We start from the raw sequence: 17,614 nt of genomic DNA, 5'->3' as shown, positions 1-17,614 counted from the left end.
AGACAAGCCAAACCCATGGCTTTGCCTTTCCGCAATCACAGTTATCCAGCAGAGTGAAGAATATGACCGATATCGTCAAAGTCAAAACCGGCTCCAAATTTGAAGAGCATGGCAGTTATTCGCGCCTCGTCGCCATCGACAATCTGATCCTGGTTTCGAATACCGCCGGCCGCAATCCTAAGACGAAGCTGATTTCAGAGAATCTGGCCGAGCAAACCCTTCAAGCACTCGCCAATATCGAAGGGGCGCTTGCCGCAGTCGGCGCCACGTTGGCGGATGTTGTGCGGACGCGGGTCTTCGTTCAGTTTCCGCAAGACATCGATACGATCATGACCGCGTATGGAGAAAGGATGCGTGGCATCAACCCGGCTCTGACAATGACCTGCCCGCCTCTCGGGTCGATGGAATATAAAGTCGAGATTGAAGTCACGGCTTATCGCGGTTCCTCCAAGGCGCATGTCAAAGAGATGACTATTTCTCTCTGACCTGAGATGCGCGCGCGCATCCGCGAAATTCCAGGGCGCGCAATCTGATGCAATCATTCAAGGATTTGGGTCGTGGCTCCCGTTATCGTTCCGGTACAATCTTCACTCGACATTCCGCCATCGACGACAGTTGTCGTGATCGGAGGAGGGATTATAGGTCTGACCGCTGCGCTGACCTTGGTTGAACGGGGAATTTCCGTGGTTATTCTTGAGAAAGGTCAGATTGCTGCAGAACAATCCTCACGCAATCTGGGCTGGATCCGGAAAACGGGGCGCGACCAGTTCGATCTGCCGCTTTCGGTTGAATCGGATCGACTTTGGTCCGAGATGCCCCGAAGGGTGGAGACTGACGTCGGCTATCGCCAGGCCGGTATCATGTATGTTGCGCGCACCGAAGTAGAGATGGCCGGACATGAAACCTGGATCAAGTCGGTTGGCGGCCAGTCGCTCGATTCACGTCTGCTGAGCCCGGCGAATATCGACCAATTGGTTCCGGGCGGTTCTGGCAAGTGGGTCGGCGGAATTTTCACACCATCGGACGGTCGCGCGGAACCCACACTCGCAAGCAGCGCGATTGCGGCGGCTGCTATGGCAAAAGGAGCTGTAGTCGTCGAAAACTGCGCTGTCCGTACATTGGTGATGTCGGCTGGCAGGGTAAGCGGCGTTATGACCGAGCGCGGCGAAATTCGCTGCGAACAGGTTCTCCTTGCTGGCGGCATGTGGTCCCGGCGCTTTCTCGGCAACCTCGGCGTCTCGCTACCTACCCTTCCGTTGGTGGCTTCCGTCTTCAGAACGGCCCCCATGGATGGGCCGACCGAAATTGCCGTCGGCGCCGCGGATTTCTCGTTCCGCAAACGGCATGATGGAGGCTACACGATCACCCAGCGCGGTGCTCTTTATACGCCGCTGATGCTCGATCACCTGCTGATTGGTTACCGTTATCTGCCCACGCTGATGGCGCAATGGAAAAACCTCCGTGTGTCTCTAGGGAGGGACTTCCTCAAGGACATGTCTTTGGGTCGCCATTGGAATGCCTCCGCGAGGTCGCCTCTCGAACGTGTCCGGACGATGGATCCTCCGGTCAACGAGGCACTCAATTCCGATGCCTTGCGAAACCTCAGCAAGGCATGGCCGGTTTTCAACTCCGTTGTGGTGAAACAAAGTTGGGCCGGGATGATCGATGTTACCCCAGATTCACTACCCGTGATTTCCCCGGTCGCAAAGGTGCCTGGGCTCACTGTGGCCTCTGGGTTCTCTGGCCACGGCTTCGGCACGTCACCTGCGGCGGGCCAGCTGGCGGCCGATCTCGTGACCGGCGGCGCACCGATCGTGGATCCCGCTCCCTACCGGCTTGAGCGCCTCTAAGGCCTGCCGGGTCTGGTTGGCGGTTGCGCAACCAACCGAGGTCGCCTTGAAGAACTTTTAATCCCGGATCCGGCCGATGCTGATTCGAACCTGGAGTGAACTTGATATGGTTGCAATGATCGAGAGGGCCGGCGGGCCGGCAGTGCGGATTCCGGCCAGCAAGATGCTGATTGACGGACAGTGGTGCGACGCTGCGGACGGACGGACGATCCCGGTCTTTGATCCAGCCACCGAAGAAAAAATCGCTGATATCGCCGCGGCCGGCGCCGCCGATGTCGACCGCGCTGTTCAGGCGGCCCATCGCACCTTCGAAAGCGCTCTGTGGCAGAAGATGCGACCGCTGGACCGCGGACGCCTGTTGGAGAAGCTTACGCTTCTCATCGAACGCAACGCCGAGGAATTGGCGCGCCTCGAAACGCTCGACAACGGCAAACCGTACACAGTTTCCAGAAATATCGATATGAAGTTCACTGTCGATGCTCTGCGCTATTATGGCGGCTGGAGCTCGAAGATGGCCGGCGAATACATCCAGCTGTCGCCTCTTTTCGACGATGGCGGCACCTACCGTGCCTACACGGAACGCAAGCCAGTGGGCGTCGTTGGTGGCATCACGCCCTGGAATTTTCCGCTCGGACAGGCAATTCAGAAGATCGCGCCCGCGATCGCTTTTGGCTGCACCATTGTGCTCAAACCGTCCGAAGAGGCGTCGCTAACCACTCTGCGCCTTGGCGAGCTCATTCTTGAAGCAGGCATTCCAGAGGGTGCGATCAACATTGTTACAGGTTACGGCCATGAGGCCGGCCAGGCGCTCGTTGATCATCCTCTGGTGCGGAAAATTGCATTCACGGGGTCCACGGCCACTGGCCAGAGGATCCTCGAATCCTCGTCTCGGCAGATGAAACGCGTGACGCTCGAACTCGGCGGCAAGTCTCCAACGATCGTGCTGGCGGACGCGGATCTCGACAAGGCGATCCCCGGCGCCGCGAACGCCATCTTTCACAACTCCGGGCAGGTTTGCACCGCAGGCTCTCGGCTGTTGATTGAGGCTTCGGTCTTCAACGAGGTCACCAAGGGCGTCGCCCGGATTGCGCGAGAGCTGAAGCTCGGAAATGGCTTCGATCCATTGGTTCAACTTGGTCCACTGATTTCGGCCCGCCAGATGGATCGCGTCGCCTCGCTCGTCGCCAGCGGCGTCGAGGAAGGCGCGGAACCGCTTTGTGGTGGAGAGCGTGACGGTAGTAAGGGATATTTCTATCGTCCGACCGTGCTGGCCGGCGGTCGTCCGGACATGCGCATTGCCCGTGAAGAAGTGTTCGGCCCAGTGGTTCTGGCCATGCCGATCAATGATGTCCGCCAGATCAAATCGCTGGCCAACGACACCGAATTTGGGCTGGGGGCCAGCATCTGGACGCGCAACATTGACCAGGCGCATCTCCTCGCAAGCCAGATCGATTGCGGGACCGTCTGGATCAACACACACAATGTCCTGGACGTGGCGATGCCTTTCGGCGGTACAAAGCTCTCCGGGCTTGGCCGCGAGTTCGGCACCGAAGCAATTCACGCCTATTCCGAGCCACGCACCGTCTGCATGCGCCTGGAAGCAACGGATTTCGGCTGAGGATTATCGACCGAAGGGACAGCTGCTGGTTCAGTTGCACCCGCCGACAGCTTGCAGATGCGGCCATTGGTATCGCCAGATTGTTTGAGGCTGGTTGCGCGGTGGCGTTTCGTCGGAGTTCATGCGGTCAAGTCCGAGGTGTAGCTATGCCGAAAAGTAAACGCGTCGGGCCGCGCGGAACGTCGCCCGCTTTATCGACCCCTTGTGAGCCCGGTGCTCAGCGTCCGCCACGAGGGTGTGGATCAGCTTTTGGAGCTGCGGGATAGCCATGCCCCCCAGTGCGGCATCGGTAGCCAGGTGAAGGCCTATCTTGCCGGACACAATCCGCAAAATTGCGCCCGCAACGAGTGACCCGAAGCGGATTTGCTTCCCGGCTGGCAACCACAGGTCGCTTGGCGCGCAGGTCGTCCATGTGGGCGGGCAGAGCGCAAAGCGATGACAAGCTCGCACCACATTGGATGTTGGCCGAAACCGCACAAAATACGGCCGGAACTGAAATAGACTACCAAAGCCACCATCGCTAGCCTGACTCAATTGACGGGGTTAGGAGAGGTGACGACGATGATTACATCAATCTACAGGACATGGTGGCGCTTGCTTTCCGACGACGTCGGAAATCCCGGTACGAATGCCGAACAGGCAGACGATCTGACCCGCTCGGAATTTCTACGCTTGATGACCATGGGGCTTGTGTCAGCCAGTGCCGGGCTGTCCGTCGACCGGGCGTTTGCCCAAATGCCGAGCGACACCACGCCGGTGACCGACTTGGACAAGGTTTACGACGCCTGGCAAGACCGGTTCAATGCGGGTGATCTCGATGGACTGCTCGCACTTTATGCCGCAGATGTCACCTATATCAATCCTGACGGGGCCCAGTTGATCGGCCAGGAGGCGACACGCGCCGATTATGCGGGGCTTCTGGCATTGAAGCCGAAAATTGAAATCGGCGACCGCAAGCATGCCGTCTATCAGAACATTGCACTGACAACCAATCACTGGACGCTTGAACTCGCCGATTCCACCGGCGCCATGCAGAAGCTGACCGGGGGCGGCATCGAAGTCGTCCGCAATCAGGACGGCGCGGGCTGGCTTTTCATCATCGACGATGCGTCGCGATCCGCGTCGTGACGCCTCCTGGTCAATCCGCAAGACGATGGTGTCGTCCCACATGAGATAGTTGGCGTGCAGGATCGCTGTTGCCCATTGCGCGGTTTCACGGCCAGCGGGATATGCATCGCCTTCAGCGAGCCCCCAAAGTCAGTGGGGCTCGGCGTTCCATTGCATCACCAATGACAATCACATTGCTGGTGGGCTCCAAGTCCATCGCGCGACCTTTGCCACCTGCGGGCTTGAACATCATGCATACTGACCTCGATCCTGTACCAACTGACGCAGTGCTGCCCTCGCGGGTCGATGTGGTTATCATCGGTGGTGGCATCCTTGGCGTCTCAACCGCCTACTTCCTTGCCAAGCGGGGAGTGTCGGTTGCATTGTGTGAAAAAGGGGAAATCGGCGCTGAGCAGTCGAGCCGGAACTGGGGCTGGGTCCGCAAACAGGGAGGCGACCCTTCCGAAATTCCCCTGACCCTGCACAGTGTCGAGCTGTGGAATACAATGAACGAGGACATCGGTGCGGAAACCGGCTTTCGCACATGTGGGAGCATCTCACTTGCTTCAAGCGCGAGGGACATTGCTGCCTGCGAGGGCTGGGTTGACTCTGTCCGGGAGTATCTGCCCGAATTGGGGACCAAGGTTCTGTCGAAGAGGGAACTGCAAGATATTCTCCCGGGTGCACCTAGGCATTTTGTGGGAGGACTTTACACCGCCACGGATGGTCGCGCCGAGCCGCAACTGGCCGCTCCCGCGATAGCGAAGGCTGCACGGTCGCGCGGTGCCGCGGTAATGACCAATTGCGCCGTTCGCGGGTTCGAGACCAGTGCAGGGCGGATATCTGGCGTGGTAACCGAGAAGGGATCGATCGCCTGTGGCTCGGTCGTTCTCGCAGGCGGCGCCTGGTGCCGAATCTTCTGCGCGAACATGGGCATCTTCTTTCCACAGTTGAAGCTGCGGACCTCGGTCATGCGTACCAAGCCTTTGGAAGGCGGGCCGGAAACCGCTGCAATGGCGCCCGGATACTCGTTCCGGCGTCGCCTGGATGGCGGTTACACGATCGGCACCGGATTCATGAACTACGCCGACCTGGTGCCGGACAGCTTCCGAATGCTGCCCTTGTTCTGGCCGACGCTCCGCCATGAATGGAGCACGATCAGGGTTCGGCTTGGTCGCCGTTTCTTCGATGAACTGACCATGCCTGCCCGTTGGCGGCTTGATGGGGTCAGCCCGTTCGAAGCGGCTCGCATACTCGATCCGGATCCCGTCGTCAGTGATCTTGATCGGGTGCTGGAAACGCTCTCGGCGGACTTTCCAGTCTTCCGCTCCGCCAAGATCGCCAAACAGTGGGCCGGCATGATCGATGTATCGCCGGATGCGATGCCTTTCCTTACAGCGATTCCATCGACGCCGGGATTTTTCATCGCGACTGGTTTTTCAGGACACGGCTTTGGCAACGGGCCTGGCGCGGGATATCTCATGGCCGACCTGGTGACGGGTGCGAAACCGCATGTCAATCCGCACCCGTTTCGGTTCTCGCGGTTCACCGACGGTCCAAGGCCGGAATACCACGCCAGAGTTTGAAGGGCGGGTCGCTGCCGAGCTCCAAATCCCAGCAAATATCGAGCCAAGGATTTTGCCGTTTCGGGCTGCTGCCGGTCAGACCAATGTCAGCGTGACATCCATGTTGCCCCGCGTGGCGTTTGAAAACGGGCACCGCTGATGCGCCTTAGCGACGATTTTTTCAGCAATGTCCCGTTCGACCTGCGGGATGGAGATCAGAAGTTCCGCAGTCAGCTTGTACCCTTCAGGCGTCGCCAGAACACCGATATGCGCTTCGATTGTCGGATCCTCGGGCAGCTTGATCTTCTCAAGCCGGGCGACCAGTTTGGTCGCACTCAGGAAGCAGCCCGAATAGGCTGCGGCAAACAGCTGTTCGGGGTTGGTGCCATTGCCTCCGGGGCCACCGAATTCCTTTGGCATCGACAACGCAACCTCCAGGTTTCCGTCGTCGCTGACGGCCTTGCCGCCATCGCGGCCGCCATTGGTTTTGACCCTAGCTGTATAGATAAGCTTGTCCGACATGTGCTTTCTCCTGTGTAATTTTGTTCGAAAATGTCAGTTTGATCGAAGCGCGTTCTGGCCATGGGCCATCAACGTTCTGAAGTCATTTCTCGATCGCTCATTCGCGTAGCCGAAACTTGGACCCCGGTTCGGCTCAAGGCCGCTCAACGCGTTAAGCTGAACCCACATTTCGGCGGATTTCAGCGCCACGGCCGCGCAGTTCACAACCGGAGCGTTGGCAACCATGAATCCCTTTTCGCCGCCGATCAGAAGACCGGGCAAGACGCCGGCTGGAACGATAACGTCGGCGCCGCCCTGGACCATTGGCAAAGCACAATCGGTAAAGCCTTTCAACAAGGCAACTTTCTTTTCCGCATCCCCGGCGAAGGCCTCGTTAAAGTCCTCCGGGGTCAAGCCCAGACCTTTGACAAACTTCACCCGATGACCGATGCCGTACAGGTCAGCCTGTTCATAGTGCATGATCTCAAAGGCCGGATCGATGGAGACCAGACCGATCCGCCGGCCCAGTTGGGATGCCGCCAGCAACGTTGCTTCCCCTGTCCCGACAACTGGAATCCGCACCGCAGATCGCACATCGTAAAGGCAAGGGTCCTGGAAATGTCCCATGACGAAGCAGTCATAGCCGCGTTCCTCGGCGGCCAGTGCGGCATCAATGGCCTGCAAGCCACAGCGCAACTCGCTCAAGCGGCTGAAATCGCGATCGGGCGGCACCATTCCGGCTACGTCGACCCGGGTGCCCGGGGCGGCAATGTCATTGAGGTAATTTTGCAAGGCAGTCAGATAAGACGCTCCGATATCCCGGTCCACGAAGCTTTGCCAAAAAATCCGCATTGTTTTCTCCGCCTGTCGCGCTGACGACCTTCATAAGGTACAGCTAATTATACTGCCGGCGTCGATTTATCTTATATGTAAAATAAATCGGCGGATCAATGACCATACGCACTTTCCTTTGTGCTAAAACACCGCTCGACGGTGATCTGCACGCAGAAACTTCGCCACCGCATTGGCGAATAAGCCAGGCATTTGATCGGGGAGCGGGATCCCCCCGCCGGGAATTTCCAGCAATGTTGCATTTTGCAACGATGCAGCGACCCGGGGCGCCATGGAGCAAGCCTTGATGTCTTCGCTTGGGGCAATAACCAGTGTTGGACACCTGACAAGGCCAATTCTGTCTTCCATGCGGTATCGGTTCACCACGCGGTGCCCCTCAGCGGCCAGGGGCCCTGCCTTGATCGCATCCACGATGTACCGTTCCAACAAGGCGCGACCGCCATCTTTCGGATAATGCTGCTGACGGCGCGCCCAAAGTTCCGTGAGATGGCTTCCGTCATCACGTGGTTCGACTTCGTCAATGACACGGGAGCCCGCGTGTTCTGCGCGGCGGGTCGCATCCACATACGACATGGCCGAAACCACAAGCTTGCGAACCCGTTGCGGCGCCCGGACGGCCATTTCCAGACCGATCACCGCGCCCGTATGGTGTCCGGCTATACAAAACTCGCCGTGCCCAAGCACGTTCATCATTTCCAGCGCCGCTTCGGCCCAGCCTTCGATCGTTGTCTTTTCAGAGGGAAGCGGATCGGAATCCCCAAATCCGCGCGTATCCATGGCGATTGCCTGGTAGGTCTGTCCGAGGCGCGGCAGGACATCGACGAATTCCATCCATGAACGCGGTGTCTGATGCAAGAGAAGAACCGGCTCTCCCTGCCCTGAGATTGCGGCATGCACGGATCCAGATGGCGTCGAGACGAAACCCCGCTTGATTTTCAGCATCTTGATCCGAACCTCGCTGTGTTCCATTGGACTCGAATGGTGAGGAAAAGGCGCTAGTTCATAGTCCTGACCGGTCAAGCAACCGGCCAAGTATCAAGACCAGGACCGCTCCCCCGCCGAAAAAGGCCATTGTGTAACTGATGGCGCTATGGTCTCCGTCATACAATCTGGAAGCCATCAGTGCTCCCAGGAATCCGGCGATCATGGTACAGGCTCCATAGAGAGAGGCGGCAAAGGCTGGCATTTCGGCGGCGGGCTCCAATGCCGAGGCCATAGACGTTGGCAATATCATTCCGAACACCAGCACGTAGAGGCAGACGGATATCCAAAAGACCTGAAGGTTTGGCGAAAGCTGGTTCAGGGTGAGGTGCAGGACAACGGAACCGCTCAGAATGGCAACGGACAGGTTCCCCACCTTTCGCAGGCTGATCCGCTTCAGCAATTGACCTGCAAGCAGCGCACCCGCAGTGTTGGCAAGGGCCGCAATCGTAAACAGTGTGCCAAAGGCCCCGGGACTGATACCATATCTGTTTTCGGCTGTAATGGCCCCCACGGCGCCCAGCGAGGCATAGCCGCCGAACACCAGGCCTCCGGTCGCGGCCGGCACAACAAAGCGCCGGTTCCAAAGCAAATATCGGGCCGACTTCCTCAAGAACTTCAGCGAAAACCGCTCCGGTCGGTTGCGGCCAAAGTTCGGATCGAGCACGAAATAGGTATAGGCCAGAAACACCAAGGACAGCGCCATCAGGGCGAGAAAAATGGCGCGCCATGAAAACAATATGAGGAACCCGGATCCCAGCACAGGGGCGATCAGAGTTGCCATAGTCAGAATGGCACCAAGCATGGTCAAGACCCGTGCAGCCTCTGATCCGGACGAAACATCCCGCACCATTGCGCGGGCGATCACGGGGGCCCCCGCCATCAATCCCTGGGCACAACGCGCCGCCAAAAGTAATTCGAAGCTGGGAGCAAGCGCGCAGGCCAAAGACGCAATCGAAAATCCGAACAAGGATATCAGCAATGCGCGGCGGCGACCGAAGGCATCAGAATAGAGTCCCCAGAAAATCTGGCCTATTCCATAAGCGAGAAAGTAGACCCCCACCAGCAAAGCTCCGCTGGCTGCAGGTTTTCCGAAATGCCGGGCGACAACGCCGGTTGCCGGCAACACCACTTCGACCGTGACCGCCGCCAAAGCGGTGATCCCCCCCATGTAGATCAACATGTCAGTTCGACTGAATGGCTTCTCCACCTTCACGGGTTCAGACGGAAGGTTCATTGAAACAGAATCCGGAAAGGTTGAGGGAAATCACTGCAACAGACTTGGGAGCCATGTGGCCAGTTCGGGAACAAGGATCAGCAGCCCCAGAACCAGCAGCTCGATCAGAATGAATGGCACCGCGGAACCGATAATCTGGCCTATGGTGATCCCTTCTGGCGCGACGCCCTTCATGACATAGAGCAGCAGGCCGAAAGGCGGCGTGAGAAGTCCGATTTCCATTGAAATCAGGATCAGCACCATCAACCAGATCGCGTCGATGTGATAGATCGCCTGCAAGGAGTGGGACCCGAGCAGAAAGAACGGCAGGGTCAAGAGCAGCATGCTGACCTGATCCATAAACGCCCCCAGAAACAGCAGGATTCCCATCATCATGATGACCACGACCAACGGACTCATCTTCAATGAAACCATGGCTTCGAGCAGGCCGGTCGTTGCACCCGAGACTGCCAACGCTTGGGTAAAGACCAGTGAGCCAGCGATGATGAAAATGATCATCGTGTTGATCTTGACGGTCCCTTTCAGCGCATCCGCTATGGCGCGCCAGGTAAAATCTGCCCCCTCGATACCGGTGATTGTGATCTTGTTATTGAACAGCCGAAAGAAATAGCATGACCCCAGCGCGGCCAGGCATCCCATTGCCGCGGCCTCGGTAGGTGAGGCAAACTTGAAGAAGATGCTGCCAACGACAACCACGAAAATAGACATCAGAGGAGTGACATAGACAAAGAACGGCAGGACTCTGTTCAGTGTCCGCTTGAAGCCCCCATCATAGGTCCGCACCCAAATCTGGCGCCCCCTTCTGTTGTAAGCAAGCATAACAGGCTTATCGAGGTGGCTGGTATCGGGGTCGTACGCAGGGGCCAGATCGGGGTTGAGGATGCACCGCACAATCACATAGGCAAAAAACAGCAGTGCCATCAGGAGACCGGGCACGATACCCGCGACAAGCAACTTGGCCACGGATTGCTGCGCGATACTGGCGAGAAGAACCGCAAGCGATGATGGCGGGATCAGCATGGCGATCCCGCCCACAGCCATGATCGGCCCCATGGCGATCGCCGGTTTATAGCCCAGCTTGATCATGTCGGGCAACAGCACTTTTCCCAAAATCGCCGTGTTAGCCACGGTAGATCCCGACAGCGACGAAAAGACCGTACCGCCGACGATAGCGACGATCGACAAACGGCCGGGCACGCGCGCGATCATCTGCTCAATGGCGCCGATGGCTTTGAAAGCAACGCCTGTCTGCAACAGGATTTCTCCCATAAGCAGGAAGAGCGCAATTGTTGTGAGGGGATATCCGACTGCCTCGTGGAACTCCATCGGTATGCTTTCCAGCGACACCCTGACAATCGTCCAATCCCCTATCGAGTACCAGCCGCCAATAAACATGGCGGTTCCAAACAGATTGGCAGCCATGAACGCAAACGCGACAGGGAGGCCGAGAAACAGAAAGAAACAGACTGTCCCCAGCATCAGGAAAAGTGCGAAATACCATTCCATTGATCAGAACCCCGCGCTTGCTTCAGCGACATATCCGTGCCGTGCGGCACGGTGATACCGCAGAAGAAATTCAATGGTGAGAAGGACGAATGAGACAAAGAAAACCGACAGGACGATCCAGTTCGGAATGCGCAGGTCCTTGTCGGGCAACGTCCCCAAGACATAGGCTGAGATGGCGCTCTGAACCCCAAGATAAGCCATGATGGCGCACAGGACGGCTCCAACCAGATCCATTACCCGCTCCAGCCAAGCCGCAGCGCGGGCGGACAGGCTGGAGATGATAATATCAACTCGAACATGGGCGCCCTGTTGCAGCACCCAGGTCGCAGACAAGAAGACGCCAAAGAACAGGAAGTACTCGGCTCCCTCGTTCAGCCATTCCAGTCCACCCATTCTCAATTTGCGTATCAGAAAATCCAACGGCGCAAGAATGGCGAACATACCAATTGAGATGGCAACGCCGATTGCAATCGCATTGTTTAGTTTCCCAAACATCGTTTCGAAGGTTTTGACTAAATCATCCATGGGGCCGTCCCTGTCTTCAGCGGAGCAAATCGTCGACCAGCCAATACCGGCCGGTCGACTTTGATCAGATCGCAGAGCGCGATCAATTGCTCTTGGTAAACAGATCCTTAAGCTTCGGACCTGTCTCCGGGTTTTGTTCAAGGAACTCCGCCCAGGCAGAATTTTTTGCCACGCGTAGCCATTTCTCGGCGTCCGCACCTTCAAAAGTGATCGTCTTCATGCCGTTCTCGGCCTGCGTCGCCTTCATCTTCTCATCAAGGTCTTTCGCGTAATCGCTGGTCGGCTCGGTGCGCGCCTCGAACTCGAGGATCACCGACATCACGAGGTCGCGCGCTTCCGGGCTCAGGGATTCCCAGCGCGCAAGATTGGCGATGGTGTGAATGGTTGCGTGATAGACACCGGGATCGACACGATAGTGCGCAACCTTGTACCAGTCCGGCGAGACGCCCCGGAACGACCAGCCAAAGCCGTCAACCGTACCGTTTTCCATCAATGTATAGACCTCAGGCATTGAAGACCGCTGCACAGTAGCCCCCATTGCCTTGAAAAACGCGGTGTAGACAGGCGAGATACGCAGGTTGAGACCTGTCAGGTCCGGCTTGTCGATCGGTTCGGCTAGAAAAAGATGGAATGGACCGTCGTCATGATGCCTGCCAAGAAAGATTGCGCCTTTCGCCTTCATGAGCTCCTGGAAGTAATCCAGGGCGCCGTTCTTGCGTAATTCGGCAAATGTGTAGTCGGACAGGCGCAGAACGGGCGCTTCGGGGAGCAGGTTGCCAAAGAATGCTTCGGGGCAGCCGGCAATGTCATAGGCGCCAAGCGCCATGCGCTCACCGACCTGGAACGGGCTTCCGATCGCTGGCGCACCGCCCAGCGATTCAATCTGCACGATACCCTCGCCACGCTTGTTGATCTCGGCAACGAGGTCTTCGAACGGAACACCCGGAGGGGCACCGATCGGGAAGCAGCTGACGCCGCGAAGAACAGCCACCTCTGCGAACGCAGCTGTGGCGGCAAAGGACGATATTGCGAGTGCTGCTGCGCCGAGCAGAACGGATTTCATGAGTTTCATTTTAGCTCCTCCTAAATTTACATTTCCTAGGACGAGTGACGATCAACGCTTTGCGCCGCACTCGGCCTGAAACGGACGAAAGTGGATTCCTGACTGCCCCAAATGTTCTTTGTTGATGCTTGCGGACAGGAAACACAGCCGGATTGGATTGCTAGACCAGGGGGAGTTCGCTCCCCGCCATGCGGCGTGATTGGGTACGGATGAAGCCATCTTTTCATAGCATCAGGCCAATCTCGCTAACTTGCAGGTCCAAACCAGTTTAGGCACATAGATTTTTATTTTACATATAAGATTTTGTCAAAGCATATAAATGCTCTCTCGGCACATGAACCATCCGAGATTTATTTCCTATTAAAACCATATAGATAGAAGATTTTCTGACTGCGCTGACGAATTTCACAGGCTCCAGATCGCCCGCAGAAGTTGTTTGACGTAAGCAACCCGACAGATTATTTTACATATAAGGCAACTGCTGCCGGAACCATTTTTCCGCATCTTCAATCCTGGGAGAACACATTGACGCACTTGGAACCGACATCGGAGCAGCGCCAGGCTATTGACAATTATTCGCGGATTTCCAAGGAATTCCCGCCCAAGGACCGGACGCTGTACACGCTTCTGAAGCGCCAAGCCGAAAAGTACCGCGACAAGATATTGGTGTCCTGCGGCGATGTCCGCTGGAGCTTTGAACAAACAGCCCAGATCGCAGAAACTTACGCCCGATATCTTGCCAATGCTGGTGTGATTGTCGGAGACAGGGTTGCCATTCACTCCAGCAACCGCCACGAGTTCTTGCAAATATATCTGGGATGCGCCTGGCTTGGGGCCATTGCCACTCCCATCAATACCGCGTTTCGCGGCACCCAGCTGGCCCACGTGATGAACAATGCCGAACCCAAACTCCTGGTCGTGGAATCCAAGTTCCGGCCAGTCTACGAAGACCTGCCCGAGGGGACGAAAGTGCCCAGCCTGATCTGGCAGATCAAGGATGATGGAATAGTCACAAGCGACGGCGCCGATCTGATTTCATCCGATGCCGGCGACATGACGCTGGTCCCGTGTACAACCCCCGGCCACACGGTCGCAATTCTCTACACATCCGGCACAACCGGCCCGTCGAAAGGTGTTTGTTGCCCACAGGCACAAATGTTCTGGTGGGGAGTGTACTCGGCGCGCGCGCTCGGCGTGCGTGAAGGTGATGTGCTGATGACCGCCCTGCCTGTATTCCACACTAATGCGTTGAACACCTTCTACCAGGCATTGCTGAACGGATGTGGATACGTGCTCGAATCGAAATTCTCCGCATCCCGCTTCTGGGATCGAGCCAGGGAATCGGGCGCGACGGTGACATATCTTCTGAGCGCAATGGCCGCCATACTGATGGCCCAACCCGCCCGAGGTAATGACAAGGACCACAGGGTGCGGGTCGCGTTGGGCGGCGGCGTGCCCGGGCCGATGCAGGCTCCGTTTCTGCAGCGTTTCGGTGTGCCATTAGTGGATGGATACGCCTCGACAGAGACCAATTTCATTTTCTATACGCCTGCTCCGTCGGATCATCCGGGATCTATGGGATATCTGGCGCCCGGCGCGGAAGCACTGATCGTCGATGAACACCAAACGCCCGTTCCCGATGGCGAGGCCGGCGAACTGCTTTTGCGCCCTACAGAGCCGTATTCCTTTGCATCCGGGTATTTCGGGATGCCCGGAAAAACAGTCGAAGCGTGGCAGAACCTTTGGTTTCACACTGGCGACCGCGTCTTACGTGAACCGGCAAACTATTACCGCTTCATTGACCGAAAAAAAGACGCCATCCGCCGTCGTGGGGAAAACGTTTCCAGCTGGGAAGTCGAGCAGGTAATACTCTCCCATCCCGCCATAAAAGCGTGTGCGGCTTATCCTGTACCCTCGGAGTTAGGCGAGGAAGAAGTTGCAGTGGCCTTACAATTGAAACCCGGCGTACGGTTCGATGAACTCGACCTGATCAAATTTGCGGAAAGCCGTTTGGCCTATTTCGCAGTACCCCGTTTTCTCAGGATTGTTGCTGACATGCCGCTCACAGAAAACGGCAAGGTCAAGAAAGTGGTTTTACGAGCGGACGGAATTGTCGAAGGCATGTGGGATCTTGACCGGACGGGCTACAAGATCAAACGGTAGCTCCTCCAAAGGACCGCTTCTATGAACACTCATGATGACACACGCACTGCCCGGCAGGTTCTCATCCCAGCCTGTATGATCATTCCAGGGGTCCACACGTATGTCTCCTGTTTCGTGCGGGGGGCGATTTGAGCGCCACCCTAAAAACGCGGAGCGGGTATGACGGCGTTGTGCTGGCATCCCCGGTCACGGTCCCCTATCAACGATTTTCAACAAGACCTGCCCATTGGTGGATAGGGCAGGCACTGCGCGGGTTAAGCAAATCGGCCGGGCTATCTCATAAGGAGATTGATGGCTTTTGCCTTTCCAGCTTCACAGTTGGGCCCGACAGCGCCATCGGATTGGCACAACATATGGGGATGTCCTTGCGCTGGATTGATACCATCCCCTTGGGTGGAGCGAGCGGGATCGCTGCCGTGCGCCGCGCAGCAAGGGCAGTGCAGGCGGGAGATGCCCGCGTGGTGGCCTGTATCGGGGCAGATACCAACCACGTCGATACTTTTCGGCAGACGACAGCAAATTTCGCCAGATTTGCCCAGGATGCGGTGTTGTCCTACGGGTCCGGCGGGGCAAACGCGAGCTTCGCCTTGATTGCCCGGAATTACATGAACCAGTTCGGGGTAACACGTGAAGACCTCGGTCGTATCGCGGTTGCGCAGCGCGACAATGCGTTGCGTAATCCCAACGCTTTGATGAAAAAGCCGCTCATTCTGGAGCAGTATATGAAGGCGCACCCGATCTCCGACCCAATCCATCTGTTCGATTGTGTTATGCCGTGCGCCGGTGCCGAGGGTCTGCTGGTCATGCGGGAAGAAACAGCCAAAATGCTTGGCCTGCCCTTCGCACGGCTTCTGTCTTCCATTGAACGCCACAATGCGGTGAGTGATGACGTACAGCTTCGCGGCGGTTGGGTTGCCGATATCGACGAACTTTATGCAATCGCGGGTATACGCCCCTCGGATCTGGACGTGGTCCAGACCTATGACGACTATCCGGTGATCTGCATGATGCAATTCGAGGATCTCGGCTTCTGCAAAAAGGGCGAAGGCGCTGAGTTTGTCCGTGCGCATGACCTCAGGATTGACGGTGATTTCCCGCACAACACATCGGGCGGTCAGCTGTCATGCGGACAAGCCGGTGGTGGTGGCGGATATCTGGGCCTGAACGAGGCGCTTCGTCAGGTTACCGACACAGCCGGACCGACCCAGGTTCCAGGCGCCCGACTGGCTCTGGCCTCGGGGTTTGGCATGATGAACTATGACCGCGGTCTTTCTTCCGGCGCGCTCATTCTGGCGGGGGATTGACCATGACAGAGCCTCTCAAGCGCCCGGCCCGCAAGAATCCGCTGGTTCGCACACAGGTGCCGATGCTGCCCCCGTCGTTTCAATCGCGCACTGCCCAGATCCTCACTGCAGCCGCGGCCGAAGGCCGGTTCGCGCTACAAGAATGCACCGAATGCGGCACCATCGCATACCCGCCGCGCGACGCCTGCTCCGAGTGTCTTTCCGATGATTTGCCGCTCACCGACCTTCCCGCGGGCGGCAAGGTCCTGTCACACACTCTGATATCGGTACCAGGCGAGCTCTATTTTCGCGAGCGTGCGCCGTGGCTAATCGGGTTGGTGAAACTGGATTGCGGCCCGATCCTGGTGGCCCATTTGCACGCCGATTGCGCCACGGGTGATCGAGTTCGGATGTCGCTTCAAATGGACAAGGCCGGCAATGCCGCCGCTTTCGGGCGGCCTGAACAGGATGTGCCCAACATGACCGATGACACCCAATGGCGCGAGATGACTGCGGCTCCCAAATTTCGGCGCGTGCTGGTGACCGCCGGGCGCACCCGCGTTGGCCAAACGATCGCCGGCGCACTGGCAGATGCGGGAGGCACGGTTTTTGTCGGGATCTCAGAACCGTGGATACCTTTTGAAGGTGAAGAGAAGCTCAAAACTGACGATCGGCTGCAGTTGATGGACCTGAGCGTCGATGACGAGCGATCGGTGCGCGAACTGGCAGCGCTGATAGGCGGCAAGGTCGACATCCTTGTGAACACCAATGATTATGTCCGCCCCGGCAACCTGCTCGACCAGAAAAACGCCTCCTCCGTCAGAGACCAGTTAAACCAGCATTTCATTGGCTTTGTACACCTTGCCCAAGCCTTTGGCGGGGCGATGCGGGCACGTGGTGCGGATGGTTCGAACAGCGCCACAGCGTGGGTGAACGTGTTTTCTGCCTATGCCTTGGCGAATGCAAATCCGTTCGGCGCGTTCAGCGCAGTCCAGGCGGGCTGCCTGTCGCTGTCGCATTCATTGCGCGGTGAATTGCGACCTGCCGGCGTACGGGTGATCAACCTGTTTACAGGGCCAATTGATGATGAATGGTACCAGACATTGCCAGCGCCCAAGGTCGCGCCCCATACCATCGCTTCGGCGTTGGTAAAGGCGTTGCAGAACGGGCAAGAGGATGTGTTTGTGGACGATATCGCCCGGGACATTCGAGAGCGCATCAGACAAAACCAAAAAGGTACCGAGCGGGCATTGAACAAGGACCAATCCGCCTGAATGCCTCTCGCCGGAGCTTTCTTGATCCCGAATGCAAACCGACATCGCCTCGCCAAATTGAACCGTTACCGAATTGAACCCGTTTCAAA

The 17,614-nt window shown here is 57.5% G+C and carries 15 protein-coding genes; 8 read left to right on the top strand and 7 right to left on the bottom strand.

Going from position 1 to position 17,614, the window contains the following annotated elements; translation table 11 throughout:
• The first annotated feature begins 62 nt into the window (after window positions 1–62).
• From C5748_RS10430 to C5748_RS10405, 5 genes are all read left to right on the top strand, one after another.
• Entirely contained in the window at window positions 63–485 is a 423-nt protein-coding gene (locus C5748_RS10430) for a RidA family protein (RefSeq protein WP_105741872.1), read from the top strand.
• Between the two features lie 72 nt (window positions 486–557).
• The gene (locus C5748_RS10425; protein WP_105741871.1) at window positions 558–1,850 is read left to right on the top strand and encodes an NAD(P)/FAD-dependent oxidoreductase; all 1,293 of its coding nucleotides are present in this window, start codon (window positions 558–560) and stop codon (window positions 1,848–1,850) included.
• A gap of 106 nt (window positions 1,851–1,956) precedes the next feature.
• Window positions 1,957–3,468, top strand: a complete 1,512-nt coding sequence (locus C5748_RS10420; protein ID WP_105741971.1) for an aldehyde dehydrogenase family protein — start codon at window positions 1,957–1,959, stop codon at window positions 3,466–3,468.
• A gap of 561 nt (window positions 3,469–4,029) precedes the next feature.
• The gene (locus C5748_RS10410; RefSeq protein ID WP_105741869.1) at window positions 4,030–4,596 is read left to right on the top strand and encodes a YybH family protein; all 567 of its coding nucleotides are present in this window, start codon (window positions 4,030–4,032) and stop codon (window positions 4,594–4,596) included.
• A gap of 230 nt (window positions 4,597–4,826) precedes the next feature.
• The gene (locus tag C5748_RS10405) at window positions 4,827–6,161 is read left to right on the top strand and encodes an NAD(P)/FAD-dependent oxidoreductase (protein WP_105741868.1); all 1,335 of its coding nucleotides are present in this window, start codon (window positions 4,827–4,829) and stop codon (window positions 6,159–6,161) included.
• 75 nt (window positions 6,162–6,236) lie between these two features.
• Here the strand turns inward: C5748_RS10405 and C5748_RS10400 are convergent, their stop codons facing one another.
• The 7 genes from C5748_RS10400 to dctP form a co-directional block, all read right to left on the bottom strand.
• On the bottom strand, window positions 6,237–6,662 hold the full coding sequence (locus C5748_RS10400; protein ID WP_105741867.1) for an organic hydroperoxide resistance protein: 426 nt from the start codon (window positions 6,660–6,662) through the stop codon (window positions 6,237–6,239).
• Between the two features lie 33 nt (window positions 6,663–6,695).
• Window positions 6,696–7,493 carry an aspartate/glutamate racemase family protein gene (locus C5748_RS10395; RefSeq protein ID WP_105741866.1) on the bottom strand — a complete coding sequence of 266 codons (798 nt, stop codon included), beginning with the start codon at window positions 7,491–7,493 and terminating at the stop codon, window positions 6,696–6,698.
• A gap of 123 nt (window positions 7,494–7,616) precedes the next feature.
• Window positions 7,617–8,435, bottom strand: a complete 819-nt coding sequence (locus C5748_RS10390) for an alpha/beta fold hydrolase (RefSeq protein WP_105741970.1) — start codon at window positions 8,433–8,435, stop codon at window positions 7,617–7,619.
• A 58-nt stretch (window positions 8,436–8,493) separates the two neighbouring features.
• Window positions 8,494–9,711 (bottom strand): MFS transporter, encoded by a 1,218-nt coding sequence (locus C5748_RS10385; RefSeq protein ID WP_105741865.1) that lies wholly within the window; start codon window positions 9,709–9,711, stop codon window positions 8,494–8,496.
• Window positions 9,712–9,741: 30 nt separating this feature from the next.
• Window positions 9,742–11,217 (bottom strand): TRAP transporter large permease, encoded by a 1,476-nt coding sequence (locus tag C5748_RS10380; protein ID WP_105741864.1) that lies wholly within the window; start codon window positions 11,215–11,217, stop codon window positions 9,742–9,744.
• A gap of 3 nt (window positions 11,218–11,220) precedes the next feature.
• On the bottom strand, window positions 11,221–11,742 hold the full coding sequence (locus tag C5748_RS10375) for a TRAP transporter small permease (RefSeq protein ID WP_105741863.1): 522 nt from the start codon (window positions 11,740–11,742) through the stop codon (window positions 11,221–11,223).
• A gap of 82 nt (window positions 11,743–11,824) precedes the next feature.
• The gene (dctP, locus tag C5748_RS10370; RefSeq protein WP_158259839.1) at window positions 11,825–12,805 is read right to left on the bottom strand and encodes a TRAP transporter substrate-binding protein DctP; all 981 of its coding nucleotides are present in this window, start codon (window positions 12,803–12,805) and stop codon (window positions 11,825–11,827) included.
• Between the two features lie 525 nt (window positions 12,806–13,330).
• Here dctP and C5748_RS10365 point away from each other — a divergent pair.
• The 3 genes from C5748_RS10365 (at window position 13,331) to C5748_RS10355 (ending at window position 17,525) form a co-directional block, all read left to right on the top strand.
• Window positions 13,331–14,968 carry an ATP-dependent acyl-CoA ligase gene (locus C5748_RS10365; RefSeq protein WP_105741861.1) on the top strand — a complete coding sequence of 546 codons (1,638 nt, stop codon included), beginning with the start codon at window positions 13,331–13,333 and terminating at the stop codon, window positions 14,966–14,968.
• Window positions 14,969–15,096: 128 nt separating this feature from the next.
• On the top strand, window positions 15,097–16,272 hold the full coding sequence (locus tag C5748_RS10360; protein ID WP_105741860.1) for a thiolase family protein: 1,176 nt from the start codon (window positions 15,097–15,099) through the stop codon (window positions 16,270–16,272).
• A gap of 2 nt (window positions 16,273–16,274) precedes the next feature.
• On the top strand, window positions 16,275–17,525 hold the full coding sequence (locus C5748_RS10355; protein WP_105741859.1) for an SDR family NAD(P)-dependent oxidoreductase: 1,251 nt from the start codon (window positions 16,275–16,277) through the stop codon (window positions 17,523–17,525).
• Window positions 17,526–17,614 lie beyond the last annotated feature (89 nt).

This window comes from Phyllobacterium phragmitis, assembly GCF_002980495.1.
GTDB classification, from domain to species: Bacteria; Pseudomonadota; Alphaproteobacteria; order Rhizobiales; family Rhizobiaceae; genus Paramesorhizobium; species Paramesorhizobium phragmitis.
The sequence above is the reverse complement of the archived record's forward strand: the minus strand, read 5'-3'. Positions and strand labels throughout refer to the sequence as shown.